A 12,168-nucleotide genomic window follows, 5' to 3' on the forward strand; every position below is an offset into this window, starting at 1 on the left:
ATGCTGTTTGCCTACACCTACGTGCCGCATAAAATGGAAAAGATGCAGAGATATGTTAATTATATTTTTTATCAAGTGTGGTGTAGAGCAAGGAAGGCCGGAGCATATGATTTAAGCCTGTTTGATGAAAACTCCGGGCTAAAAGAAGTGATGACTTCATTTGCTTACGATCACACGAAAGAAGGGGACAAGTTTTCTACCCAAGTCCAAGCAATTTATGAAAGCTTTGCAAAGCTATCGCGCCAAGAAATCGCGCAGTTTAAACGCTGGTATCAAGCGAATAATAATATCCCCAAAATATGTGCAAACAACCCAAAAACTGAGCTCGTTCGATACGCTGATATTGCTGTCAATCAAAAGGCCCTTTCCGACCAACTTGGGATTTTTTTCAAGGGGCTCTATTCGCAGTCTCTTCTGGATCTTGTCGCGCTTCGCGCAAAAATTGGCGACATCGACGACCATTACCAAATCTTCATGGAAACTAATAATGCAGGTAAGTGCCCCTTTTGCGGCATTAACGATTTATTGGGTGAATATCACAGCAAGCGCGAAGCTTACGACCATTACTTACCTAAAGCTATTTATCCGTTTAACTCGATCAACTTTAAAAATCTGGTGCCCGCTTGTCATCACTGCAACAGCAGTTACAAAACCACTAAAGATCCGGCCTATACACCTAAAGACCCGGCACGTTTAGTTCACCGTCGAGCCGTTTTTTATCCGTATTCAACAGCACCACATACTATTGACATTACAGTAGAGCTGAATAAGACAGATGTCGCCAACTTGACACCCGCAGATATCAATCTGCAATTCGGCCCCGCGGCTGTTAATGAACAAATTGAAACTTGGAAAGATGTCTACGGCATTGAAGAACGCTACAAAGCCAAGCTATGCGGCGAAAACGATGGGAAATACTGGCTAATACAAGTGCTCGACGAATGGAAAGAAGACGGCCGCGAACCGGCCCAATTTATCCGCACGTTAACAAGGCAAGCTCAAAAAAAGCCTTTCGCGGAGTGTAATTTCTTAAAGAAACCCTTTCTCGATGCCTGCCAAACCAATGGCTTGTTTGATGTGCTTGCACCAGTGCAACCTTAATATCCCAATTAATAACAGCATTGTAGGCATAGTTGAAAGGCGGCCAAAGTGGTGAATTAAGGCTTTGCCCAAATGCCCAAAGGGTAATCAGCCATCAAGACCGATTGACGTACTTCCAATACACCTAGAGTTATAATTTACACTTTTACGCGCATAAAAATGAGATATTCATCACTTTTCTGCGCGAAAAAGTGCGAAATGAGTTATAGTATTGACCAGCTAACGATCTTACAGGCAGGACAAGAGACGATGCAGCGCACCTTACTCAACGCCTTAATGGCATGGAAAGCTCAACCCATGCGCAAACCCTTATTGATCGATGGTGCTAGGCAAACGGGTAAGACCTTCTTACTGCAAGAGTTGTTTGGCAGCACCTTTGCCAACATCCTGCGTCTCGACTTTCTGGAAAATCCAGCTTACAAAGAAGCATTCGATGGCTCACTGTCACCTGACGAACTGTTGATGAATATTGAGCTGCTTACCAACCAGGTGTTCAACCCAGAAACTGATCTGCTGATCTTGGATGAGATTGGCGAATGTGAACGCGCCGTTACCTCATTAAAGTATTTTGCTGAAAAAGCACCGTCCTATTTTGTGGCGGCCAGTGGCTCGAACATTGGTTTGTTAAACACTTTTCCTGTTGGCAAGGTTGAACAATACAACTTACGCCCATTAACCTTCCAAGAGTTTATTTATGCTTCTGGGGAACAGGCTCTGATCAAAGCCTTTGATAGCCAAGCAAACACAGCAGCAGTTCACACTAAATTAATGGATAAGCTAACGGACTACTTTTTTACTGGTGGCATGCCTGAAGCGGTTGCTGCTTGGTATCAATATAAAGAATTAAGCATTTTAGAACGTGTTGAAAAGGTCTCTAAAATTCATGCTGATTTAGTTGAAGGTTATCGCCGAGATTTTGGTAAATACGCGGGTAAGGTCGATGCGACGCTGATTGAATCTGTATTCAATAGCATTCCGTCACAACTATCGCTGGTGAGCGATGAGTCCGTTAGACGCTTTAAATTTAAACACGTGCATGAGCGTAAATCTCGTTACAGCGATTTTGAAACCGCTATCCATTGGTTAACCTGTTGCCGCTTGGCCTTGGCGAACTACCCCATTGAAGGGCAGCCGAAATCGCCTCTGGCGGCCTATAAGAAAGAGAATATGGTCAAGCTGTTTCTGTTTGATGTAGGCCTGCTCAATCATATGCTGGGCAGTAGTTATAAAGAGATCAAACAGCAAAACTACGAGTACAAGGGGTATGTTGCAGAAAACTTTGTTCAGCAAGAGCTCACCGCCATCGGCATTGACCCTAGTTACTCTTGGAATGATGCCCGCGCTGAAATTGAATTTGTCCTGACAACGGATGCCGGTGATATCGTCCCGGTCGAAGTCAAAAGCGGTAAACGCACGCGGGCTAAATCGCTGACGTCCTACATTGCAAAGTGCGCACCGAGCAAAACGTTTAAGTTAACTGGCACACAAGGCTCTTCGGCGCTTGAGCAAACTAATATCGTGATGCCCTTGTACTTTACCCAGTATTTGCCGTTGAGGTGGTGATCGGCTCTTTCCTGTCACAAAGAGCTGGCTAAGGTGGCGTTACTTCCATGGACAGCAATAAGGACGATAAAGTTTTTCCATGACCGTCGAGGTTGAGTGCGCTGTTAACGCCCCCCTGAAGGGCATCATCTATCACCAGATTGACCCCTTTCAGGTTAGGTAACAGGTAGCGGGTAACGTTGCTGATGCCTCGGTGCTTAAAAATCTCGCTGACACGCTCCGCAGTCAGTTGTTGAATGAGCCAGGGGTAGTGCGCATCTTGGTATACGAATACACCTAAACTCAGTCGGTCGCCTTTATCTCCTGCTCGGGCATGAGCGTAATTATGCAGAGTATTATTCACTAGCCGTTCCTCCATGTAGTGTGACGGTAGGCATGACTTGTTGTTTGGGAACCAGGTAAGACGCTGTTTTTACCCGTTGTGAATGGGTGCGGCGGACGCCACCACCGCCGGCAGGCCCACAACAATAGAGTGCTAATAGCTCTTGGGTCGCTAGTTCAACGACTTTTTTATCGGCATGCTCTACGGCTAAGCGCAAGCGAATATCGGTTGGCTGATGGTGCATGCATTGACTGGCGTTTTGCGTATCACCATCGAACACACTGGATAGACCAATTAAGTCAAACCGCGAGCGTAAATCGCTGGGGCAGCGCATTGCCAAGCGCTGACGAAGGGTCTCTCGTGCTAGCTGGGCTCGAGCGAGAGCATTGGGGCCTGCATAGGATATTTCAGCTTCCCCTTGGTAACCGTCTAGGAAACTGACAGTAGTTTTTAGGCGTGCAGGTGCTGGTTTGCCACGTATTCCTACTACTTCAACACGATCTTTAGCCAGTTGCCTGATGCTGACATGGGACAGATCAACGACGACATCAGGCGTAATATAAGCACTGGGGTCATGAATTTCGTAGAGCAGTTGCTCTTTAACTGTTTGCTCGGTGACTAAGCCTCCAGTACCCGCTGGTTTGGTTACCACCAATCGACCATTGCGTTCAACTTCAACCAAGGGGTAGCCCAGCGTTGCCATGCCGGGGACATCTTTAAAGCCAGGGTCAGCAAAATAGCCGCCGGTTACTTGAGCACCACACTCAATTAAATGGCCGGCTAAGGCTCCTGCAGCCAATCTGTCCCAGTCGTCTAATGCCCAGTCATGGTAATAACACAGCGGGGCAAGCGCCAAAGCCGGGTCTGCTACACGACCAGTGATGATTACCTGAGCCCCTTTTTCCATTGCTTCAATTAACGAACCCGCACCAAGGTAAACATTGGCCGCTAACACCTGGTGCAGTGAACTTAGGGGGCGGTTTTCACCTTCCCACGCCAGCCAGTCAAGCTCAGTAAGCCGTTCACGTACATCATCGCCATGTATGGTGGCTAAGCAAGCTTGAGGATAGCCACAGTTTTGCGCTAGCCGCTTAATGCGATTGCAGGCCGCATCGGGATTCGCCGCACCAAAATTACCCAGGATGGTAATCTTGTTAGCCAGGCAGTCACTTAGGACTGGCGACAAAAATTCCTCCAGTAAGGGCTCATCACCTGTATCTGGGTTTTTGATTCGGCGTAATTGGGCGGCGGCCAGGGTTCTCTCACCGAGTGTCTCGAACATCAGTGCGCGTGGTGCATCATACGCTATCAGTGCATCAACCAAGGGTCTGGCCGCATCGGTACGATCACCGGAGAAGCCAGCACCACAACCTACAATGACCGTCATAATTCGCCCTCGCGTCCAGCCCCTGTAGTCAGGGCGAGAAAGTGGCGTGTTTGCTGTACATTCATTACGCTACGGCCAGCGGCTTCAATGCGGATCCTGGTGTCGGTGACGATGTCAGCATTGCTGTTAGTGAGCTTGCCATCCGCCCGCCATAGGTTATTTTCAAAACCGACCCGTACATGCCCACCTTGTTGGGCCGCTATCGACATGCACTCACCTTCGGTCGTTCCAAAAGCACAGACGGCCCATGCGTCATCTTTTTCCAGTGCATGTAGAAAGCCGGTTAAACTGCCTGGATCTGCAAGAGGGGGTGTGGAATACCGCCCTAACACAAACAGCAAGAAGGCTCTGCCATGAGGCAGGCAACCTTGCTGTCTTAATAGATTAAAATAGGCCAGGTCCTCGGGTGAGTAGACGATGTACTGAATATGGCAGTTTTTAGCTGCAAGATACCGGCAAAGTTCGCCACTTGCGTCGATTTCATGTCTATCGCCAAACCACTCTCTTACAGCGACAGAAACTGACGCCGGCTGCAAGGCTTCAATTACACGGCGCTGTTCGTTGGGGGTATAGCGTCCAGCGGCTTCGCTGGTGACTTGTAATATCAGTTGATCGCCCACGGCCTCATTAATGGCGCTTATAGCTTCTTTGTAGGCCGTGACATCAAGTAAATGGCGCCCATTCGGTTCACGCACATGCAAATGCATCATGGACGCACCAGCTTTAACGCACTGTTGTGCATCTCGTGCGAGTTCCTCAGGGGTGAGAGGAATGGCAGGGTGGTCGGTATAGACGCGCCTGGCACCATTGGGCGCTACCATCAGTAAACAGGGTGAATGGCTCATGCAATCACCTCCTGATTTTCCTTCGACGCAATGGCGCGCTGGAGGGTGACCAGTTGCTGATCCCGCTCGTTAAACAAGTCGGTTAAAGGCTTACCCTGCGTGGCTGATTCAACCCCTTGGATAACTTGCTCGTAGAGTTCGGCATTCATGGTGGGCTTGCCTAAACTGGCCCAGCGATATTCCTGGCTGGGGCCCAGATGTTCGAGATAATGGCGAATACCGCCTTTGCCGCCGCCCAGGTGATAGGTTAAGAAGGGGCCTTGAATCGCCCAGCGCAACCCGGGTCCAGCGGTTACAGCAAGATCGATGTCTTCTACACTCGCGACACCCTCTTGTAGCAAATAAAGTGCTTCCTGCCAGAGTGCTGAAGATAGCCGGTTGGCAATATGCCCAATCATCTCTTTACGCATAATGACCGGCTTTTTGCCAATGCCGCGGTAAAAGTCGGCTAGTTCATTTACCAGTTGCATATCAGGCCCATAGAGTTCGACCAGCGGCACTAGGTGTGGCGGGTTGAAAGGGTGGGCGATGATGATGCGTTCTGGTGCAGGCGATGCGTTGACGATATCAGAGTGCATTAAAGAAGAGGTGCTGCTGACAATCAGTGCGTGAGGCATGGCCGCGCGTTGAATATCAGCCAGTAATTGCTGTTTCAGTGCGACGGATTCAGGCGCGTTCTCGACGATCAGATCGGCTTGTCGTACGGCATCTTCAAGGTTGTCTTTAATGTCCGGTGAGCGGACATCCGCTCCCAGGGCGCGCATATCATCCGCTACGTAGTCTGAAAAGCGAGCTCGTGCTGCGTCATCAGGATCGAAGGCAGTTACCTGTAAGCCATGCGCAAGAAAATAAGCGGCCCAACTGATACCGATGGTGCCGCATCCAATCATGGTAATACGCTTCATGCTGGCCTCTTGTGTACTCATGGTTTGACTCCTTGTAATGCAATAGATTTAGCGGGCTTCCACGCCCAGATATAGAGCCCTATCAGGCTACTGATCCCGATTAAACTAAGTGGGATGTTGGGTACCAACGTCAGTAGTCCCACAGCGGCAAACAAGCCACTGTCAACCCAGCGGTTACCCAGCAGACGAGCGCCTCCGATTATCCCGGCAAATGCAAGCACAAAGGCCATGGCACGTGCGGCGGCCAGAGTAATATCCCAAGCATCGCCCAAACCGATGAGTGCTGGATAAGCAAGGATTAGGAAAGGGATAATATAGGTCGTTGCACCCAGGCGAATGGCATGTCCGGCAACCTTGATCCAACTGGCTTGCGCTATGCCTGCCGCCACGAAAACGGCAATACAGACCGGCGGGGTGATTACCGATATGGTGGCAAAATAGAACACAAATAGATGGGCAACAAGAGGTTCGACGCCAATCCGCGTAAGTGCGGGGGCTAAAACGGCAGCGACCAGAACATAGGCGGCGGTGGTGGGGATACCCATACCCATAATGAGGCAGATTACAGCAACGATAAGGGCGACCAACAGCACCTGCTCGCCGGCTATGCTCACAACCAGCGTTGACAAGGTTACCCCGATTCCAGTCAGGTTCAACATGGCCACCAGTATCTGCGCGCCTGCTAGCAATACGCCTATAATGACCATCCCTTTACCTGCATCCTCCAGGCCGCTAATCAACGAACGCAGGACTTGGCGGGCGGGCATGCGATCTAAGAATGCAAACAAAAGGAAGCTAACCAGTAGTAACGCTATGCCAAGGAATGCGGCGAACTGGATTGAGTAACCGTTCAGAACGCCGCCGAACAGGCCGCCTAATGCCGCAACAATTGGCGTGATGCGTTTAAGCTGCAGCACCTCATGCCACGCTGGAAGCTCATTTTCGGGTACCAGGGGTAATGCATTACGTACTGCGACCAAATGCAGAGTAACAAAGACGGCGACATAGAAGAGTAAAGCCGGAAGCGCAGCGGCCATTGCGATGGTAACGTAGCTGACTCCCAAAATTTCCGCCATGATAAAGGCCGCCGATCCGAGTATCGGTGGTGCAATCTGACCTCCTGTAGATGCCACGGCCTCTACACCACCAGCAAAGGCGGGCGGGTATTTAAGGCGCTTCATCATTGGGATGGTGAAATTGCCGGTAGTGGCCACGTTGGCAACAGCGCTGCCACTCACCATGGCGAACAAACTAGATGCTACGGTGGCGATCTTGGCGGCACCACCCTGGCTACGTCCACCGATGCGCATGGAAATATCTATAAAGGTTTGCCCCCCTCCTGTGTGAAGCAGCAGGCTGCCAAAAAGTACGAAGGCCGCAATGGTTGTGGCGGCGACGCCAAGCAGCATGCCCCAGATGCCTAAATCGCCCAGGAACAGCGTTTCGGTAACGAAGCTGACATCAAAACCGCGATGGCTGAGCGGGCCGGATAGATGATTGCCGAATAGGGCATAGATGATCCCTAGAGTGACAAGCAGTGGAAACACCCAGCCGATGGCGCGTCGGGCTACTTCCAATATGGCGATGACTAGAATAGCTGTCATTACCATATCGGAGGGTGCTGCCCAGGGGAGTGTGGTTAAAATTTTATCCGCATTGAAGGTAACGAACAGGCAGGCAGTTACCGCGCCTAATGCTACTAGGCAGTCGATAACCACACCGACTGGACGCCATGACTTGTTAACGCCGAGCGGATAAGTAAGTAACCCCAGCACGATGACCAGCGCAAGAAATATGCTGCGATGGACCAAACTTTCGAATGGCCCGTTTGCTGAGGTATAGAAGATGAAGCCGCCCAGTATTAGGGCGACTGTTATGAGCAGTCTATTGCGCATGGCACCGAGCTCCTTGCTTATTCAGTCGGCACTAAGTGTTCAGGAAGGGTGTATCCCTGTTCTTCGAAATAGCGTGCTGCTCCTGGATGGAAAGGGACGGTGCCGCTCTTTAGGGTGAGCTCGGCGATGTTAACATCGGCGAGATTTGCGAGTGCGCTAACTTGCGGTTCTGGATGTTCCATCACAGCTTTAACGATCTGGTAAGCCGTTTCGTCATCCATATCAGGACTGGCGTGCACGGCTAAGCCGAAGCTCCAGGTAGAGTAGGCGGGTATCCCTTCTGCTGAGCCTTCAGGAATATCAACAACGGAAATATCCGGCATCTGTTCACGCAGTATGGCGGCTTGTGCATCGCTTAACGAGAGCACCTGTATGGGGGTGAAGGTAGCAATGTCCATGGATGAGCCATCCAGCTTGTCGCCTACGCCAGATTTAACATAGCCCGCCATGCGGTTGTCCTTTACGCCGGCTACCACATCCGTGGTTGAGCCGCGCACATATTCAGGGGATAGGCCCAGTGCCTGCATCACGGCCAGGGTGGTTGCCTCGGTGGCGGAACCAGTAATACCTGGATTTAGTCTTACGCCATCTAGCTCTTCCATGCTGGACACCCCTGCATCCTGGCGGATAACCAGGTTTTGTGGTGCCAGAGAGTAGACCCATAGCAAGCGATTATCGACAGGGCGGCCGTCAAATTCACCTAGGCCAGCGTAAGCATGGTAACCAACATTCGTTGTTACCAGTCCCATATCGACCTGATTTCTTAGAATACGACGCAGGTTATCAACAGTAGCGCCGGTTTCAACTACAGACGCTCGCACGCCTTCAACGTGCTGGTTGATAATTTGTCCAACCGCAACGAAATAGCCGTACTGGCTGGAAGACGTAGAAGTGGAGCCAATGAGAAGTTGTTCTTCAGCCTGTGCAACTGTGCCTGCGATCAGGCTTGCAGTCATCATGGTTGCTAGAAGCGTTTTTTTGAGTAAGGGCATGGTGTTTTTTCTCCCAGGTGTTATTTGTTTTTGGTTCCAGAAGATATGTGTCATTTGACGCTACTAATAATGAGAGAAGCTGCTATTATTTGTCTAATATAATTATACGAACGAGACTTTTACTTTTTTTATGCAACCTTCCATGCGACAACTCAAAGCCTTCGTCGCCATCACCGAGTTTGGTAGCTTTATTGAGGCGTCTGAGCGTCTGCACATGTCGCAGCCTGCGCTAAGTATTGCTATTCGAAAATTGGAAGAGTCGGTGGGAGGCACGCTTCTCAATCGGTCTCCCAGAGGCGTACAGCTCACTCCAGAGGGTAAGTTTTTTTTACCGACGGCTAGACGGTTGATCGGAGATTGGGATGAGGCCTTGGGTGATCTTGGTGAGCTTTTCAATAAGCAGCGAGGCAAAGTAACACTCGCGGCACTGCCTACACTGGCGGCTGGTTTTCTACCAGCCGTACTGTCGGATTATCGCCAACGCTACCCCAATATTTCAATTAGTGTTCATGATGTGCTGGCTTCACAAGTGGATGATTTAGTCAGCGACCATCGTGCGGATATTGGTCTTTCAGTCCAACCGCCTCGTGCTGAGGCAACTCATTTTGAACCCTTGGTTGAAGACCATTTCGTCGCTGTTTGTCCTCTTGGGCATCCGTTACTTGAGCGGCAAGAGGTTCGTTGGGATCAGTTGTTGCGCTACCCTATCATTGCGGTGAGCCGACTTTCGAGTACACGGAACGCCATCGAAGGTGTATTGCGAGCGCTGCACATGGAGATGGATCTAATGTGTGAGGTTAGTCAAATTGGTACAGCAGGACGAATGGTTGCGGCAGGGTTAGGTGTTGCCGCGCTTCCATCCCTTAGCTTTCGTCAAATCTCTTCGGAAGGTGTGGGTTGGCGGTCATTAACAGCCCCCTATGTGCCACGGTCATTGGGTATTATCACCCCCTCCCGTGGCTTGCATTCAGCGGCAGCGACCGCGATGCTGGATCTAATACGGGAGCACTCCTACTCACTTGATGAGTTATCCAAACTTGAGTAGGCCGCCCCAGTAGTAATTCAGCGTCAAATCCCTAGAATAGGCCATAGTGCATAGAATTCACTTGGTATAAATTAGATTTATTGGAAGCCTGTTCATGAGCCTAAATCCGGAGCAAATGCTGGCAGTACTGAATGCCCTGCCGGACCCTGTGTTTGTGCTTACGGAAACAGGACGCTATGCGGGAGTGTATGGACATGCAGATCCAAATTATTATCACAGTGGCCATGATCTGGTTGGTGCCTATTTAGCCGATGTGTTGTCTGCTGATGTTGCTGAATGGGTGATGCAGCATATGCAGCTGGCCTGGGATAAAGGCGGCCTGGTCAAAGTAGAGTATCCATTATCGGCAGCACAGGTTAAGGGGCTGGAAAGCCAGGCTGGACCCGATGGGGTAATCTGGTTTGAAGGGCATATCCAACCCTTTCCTCGGCGTGTCGAGGGTGAGCGTGCTGTAATCTGGGTGGCGAGAAGTATTACCCGGCGCAAACTATTGGAAAAAGAGTTGCTGGAGGCCAGTCAAACAGATCCCTTAACCCGAGTGGCTAACCGGCGCCCATTATTTGATCTGTTACAGAGTCGCTTCAGCGAGTTTCAGCGTTATCACCACCCTACATCCTTGATTTTATTTGATCTTGACCACTTCAAGCAGGTCAATGATCGCTTCGGACATTTGATGGGGGATCAGGTGCTGACTACCCTTTGTGATATTTGCCAACAAACTCTGCGGGATAATGATCTGTTGGCCCGTTTTGGCGGGGAAGAGTTTATCGTGGTATTGCCAAACACTGTGATGGAACAAGCACTGCATCTGGCTGAGCGCATGCGGGAAGTGGTGTTCAGAGAACTCAGTGCTTGTTTTCCACAATATGAACGAGCCATTACTATCAGTCTGGGCGTCAGTGAATTTCTTATCTCTGATCCGCAGTTTGAGAGCCTGTTGCAACGTGCGGATACGGCCTTGTATCAAGCTAAACATGCAGGGCGTAACCGTGTGAAGGCGTGCTTGCAGTAAACTACTCAGCTCCGGCGAGTTCGGTAGTGCATCGAGGCCACTTTGTGTTGCATAACAGTTTAACCTGGTCTGTGATTTAAGCATTAGCTAGTAGAATGTTTTACTATTAATCAGCAAATACACTGAGCAGCTACTTCATTTAATGATAACTTTATTCAGGATAAGGGCATGAATACGCCAGGAACACTTTTTATTATTTCAGCACCTTCTGGTGCAGGTAAGACCAGCTTGGTGAAAGCGTTATTGCAACAAGATACTAACGTTCTCGTATCAGTTTCACATACCACTCGTTCGCCTCGTTCTGGAGAGATAGAGGGCCGCGATTATAATTTTGTCAGTCATGAGACCTTTGATGAAATGATCGGACTGGGGCAGTTTCTTGAATATGCTGATGTGTTTGGCAATAAATACGGTACCTCTCAGGCCTGGGTGAAGGATCGGTTGGCTGACGGGGTTGACGTGATTCTGGAAATTGACTGGCAGGGCGCACAGCAAGTGCGCCGTTTGATGCGCGGGGCTGTGTCAGTGTTTATCCTGCCACCTGGGCGTCAGGCGCTTGAGCAACGCCTCAAAGGGCGGGGTCAGGACGACGAGTCAGTGATTGCGTTGCGAATGTCTAAGGCTGTTGATGAGATGAGCCATTATCCTGAGTTTGATTATGTTATAATCAACGATGATTTTGACCAGGCCCTTGAAGAACTGCATAGTTTGTTCATTGCCAGACGGTTAAGACAGGATGCTCAGCAGATAAAACATGCTGCCTTGCTGTCTGAGCTCTTGTCGTGAAACTGGTCATTTCGTAAACTATCGCATCTTTTTGCCCCGAATCCTGAGGTTGGTATGGCCCGAGTAACTGTTGAAGATTGTCTGGATAATTTGGAAAACCGTTTTGAGCTGGTAATGGTAGCGTCAAAACGTGCGCGTCAACTGGCTATAGGTGGTAAAGATCCCAAGGTTGAATGGGAAAATGATAAACCGACCGTTGTGGCACTACGGGAAATCAGCGCAGGCTTGATTGATCGTTCAGTGCTTGAAGACGCCGACGAGTTCTGATTCTTCCAATTACTTCACTTATGCGGCATCATCTTGGTAGGGCGGTTA

General features: G+C 49.9%; 12 protein-coding genes. 6 read left to right on the forward strand and 6 right to left on the reverse strand.

What is annotated here, in order from left to right:
- Together F5I99_RS00730 and F5I99_RS00735 are read left to right on the forward strand one after the other, a co-directional pair.
- Positions 1 to 1,101: an HNH endonuclease gene (locus F5I99_RS00730; protein ID WP_151053206.1), complete on the forward strand. Its 1,101-nt coding sequence runs from the start codon at positions 1 to 3 to the stop codon at positions 1,099 to 1,101.
- 249 nt (positions 1,102 to 1,350) lie between these two features.
- The gene (locus tag F5I99_RS00735) at positions 1,351 to 2,664 is read left to right on the forward strand and encodes an ATP-binding protein (protein WP_151058850.1); all 1,314 of its coding nucleotides are present in this window, start codon (positions 1,351 to 1,353) and stop codon (positions 2,662 to 2,664) included.
- A gap of 28 nt (positions 2,665 to 2,692) precedes the next feature.
- Here F5I99_RS00735 and F5I99_RS00740 read toward each other — a convergent pair whose 3' ends face one another.
- Genes F5I99_RS00740 through F5I99_RS00765 form a run of 6 tightly spaced genes read right to left on the reverse strand, consistent with a single transcriptional unit; the run spans position 2,693 to position 9,010 of the window.
- Positions 2,693 to 3,007 (reverse strand): AtuA-related protein, encoded by a 315-nt coding sequence (locus F5I99_RS00740; RefSeq protein ID WP_225307492.1) that lies wholly within the window; start codon positions 3,005 to 3,007, stop codon positions 2,693 to 2,695.
- The gene (locus F5I99_RS00745) at positions 3,000 to 4,373 is read right to left on the reverse strand and encodes an acyclic terpene utilization AtuA family protein (protein ID WP_151053208.1); all 1,374 of its coding nucleotides are present in this window, start codon (positions 4,371 to 4,373) and stop codon (positions 3,000 to 3,002) included. The genes F5I99_RS00740 and F5I99_RS00745 overlap by 8 nt, the downstream gene beginning before the upstream one ends.
- Complete coding sequence (locus tag F5I99_RS00750) at positions 4,370 to 5,218, reverse strand: BKACE family enzyme (protein WP_151053209.1); 849 nt, start codon at positions 5,216 to 5,218, stop codon at positions 4,370 to 4,372. Before F5I99_RS00750 ends, F5I99_RS00745 begins: the two co-directional genes overlap by 4 nt.
- Positions 5,215 to 6,144, reverse strand: coding sequence for a 3-hydroxyacyl-CoA dehydrogenase NAD-binding domain-containing protein (locus tag F5I99_RS00755; protein ID WP_225307493.1), 930 nt, complete (start codon positions 6,142 to 6,144; stop codon positions 5,215 to 5,217). The genes F5I99_RS00750 and F5I99_RS00755 overlap by 4 nt, the downstream gene beginning before the upstream one ends.
- Positions 6,141 to 8,018 (reverse strand): TRAP transporter permease, encoded by a 1,878-nt coding sequence (locus F5I99_RS00760; RefSeq protein WP_151053210.1) that lies wholly within the window; start codon positions 8,016 to 8,018, stop codon positions 6,141 to 6,143. The genes F5I99_RS00755 and F5I99_RS00760 overlap by 4 nt, the downstream gene beginning before the upstream one ends.
- A gap of 17 nt (positions 8,019 to 8,035) precedes the next feature.
- Positions 8,036 to 9,010: a TAXI family TRAP transporter solute-binding subunit gene (locus F5I99_RS00765; protein ID WP_151053211.1), complete on the reverse strand. Its 975-nt coding sequence runs from the start codon at positions 9,008 to 9,010 to the stop codon at positions 8,036 to 8,038.
- 142 nt (positions 9,011 to 9,152) lie between these two features.
- Here F5I99_RS00765 and F5I99_RS00770 point away from each other — a divergent pair, with 142 nt between their 5' ends.
- From F5I99_RS00770 to rpoZ, 4 genes are all read left to right on the forward strand, one after another.
- The gene (locus F5I99_RS00770) at positions 9,153 to 10,055 is read left to right on the forward strand and encodes a LysR family transcriptional regulator (protein WP_225307494.1); all 903 of its coding nucleotides are present in this window, start codon (positions 9,153 to 9,155) and stop codon (positions 10,053 to 10,055) included.
- A 94-nt stretch (positions 10,056 to 10,149) separates the two neighbouring features.
- Positions 10,150 to 11,067 carry a GGDEF domain-containing protein gene (locus tag F5I99_RS00775; protein WP_151053213.1) on the forward strand — a complete coding sequence of 306 codons (918 nt, stop codon included), beginning with the start codon at positions 10,150 to 10,152 and terminating at the stop codon, positions 11,065 to 11,067.
- A 168-nt stretch (positions 11,068 to 11,235) separates the two neighbouring features.
- Positions 11,236 to 11,853 carry a guanylate kinase gene (gene gmk / locus F5I99_RS00780; RefSeq protein WP_151053214.1) on the forward strand — a complete coding sequence of 206 codons (618 nt, stop codon included), beginning with the start codon at positions 11,236 to 11,238 and terminating at the stop codon, positions 11,851 to 11,853.
- Positions 11,854 to 11,907: 54 nt separating this feature from the next.
- Complete coding sequence (gene rpoZ, locus F5I99_RS00785) at positions 11,908 to 12,120, forward strand: DNA-directed RNA polymerase subunit omega (protein WP_151053215.1); 213 nt, start codon at positions 11,908 to 11,910, stop codon at positions 12,118 to 12,120.
- The last annotated feature ends 48 nt before the right edge of the window (positions 12,121 to 12,168 follow it).

This window comes from Nitrincola iocasae (genome assembly GCF_008727795.1).
GTDB lineage: Bacteria > Pseudomonadota > Gammaproteobacteria > Pseudomonadales > Balneatricaceae > Nitrincola > Nitrincola iocasae.

Bases quoted from the DNA above. Each gene is read 5' to 3' on its own strand.
- F5I99_RS00755 (WP_225307493.1), bottom strand. From the start codon at position 6,144: ATGAGTACACAAGAGGCCAGCATGAAGCGTATTACCATGATTGGATGC.
- F5I99_RS00765 (WP_151053211.1), bottom strand. From the start codon at position 9,010: ATGCCCTTACTCAAAAAAACGCTTCTAGCAACCATGATGACTGCAAGC.
- F5I99_RS00775 (WP_151053213.1), top strand. From the start codon at position 10,150: ATGAGCCTAAATCCGGAGCAAATGCTGGCAGTACTGAATGCCCTGCCG.
- rpoZ (WP_151053215.1), top strand. From the start codon at position 11,908: ATGGCCCGAGTAACTGTTGAAGATTGTCTGGATAATTTGGAAAACCGT.
- F5I99_RS00760 (WP_151053210.1), bottom strand. From the start codon at position 8,018: ATGCGCAATAGACTGCTCATAACAGTCGCCCTAATACTGGGCGGCTTC.
- F5I99_RS00745 (WP_151053208.1), bottom strand. From the start codon at position 4,373: ATGACGGTCATTGTAGGTTGTGGTGCTGGCTTCTCCGGTGATCGTACC.
- F5I99_RS00735 (WP_151058850.1), top strand. From the start codon at position 1,351: ATGCAGCGCACCTTACTCAACGCCTTAATGGCATGGAAAGCTCAACCC.
- gmk (WP_151053214.1), top strand. From the start codon at position 11,236: ATGAATACGCCAGGAACACTTTTTATTATTTCAGCACCTTCTGGTGCA.
- F5I99_RS00750 (WP_151053209.1), bottom strand. From the start codon at position 5,218: ATGAGCCATTCACCCTGTTTACTGATGGTAGCGCCCAATGGTGCCAGG.
- F5I99_RS00730 (WP_151053206.1), top strand. From the start codon at position 1: ATGCTGTTTGCCTACACCTACGTGCCGCATAAAATGGAAAAGATGCAG.
- F5I99_RS00770 (WP_225307494.1), top strand. From the start codon at position 9,153: ATGCGACAACTCAAAGCCTTCGTCGCCATCACCGAGTTTGGTAGCTTT.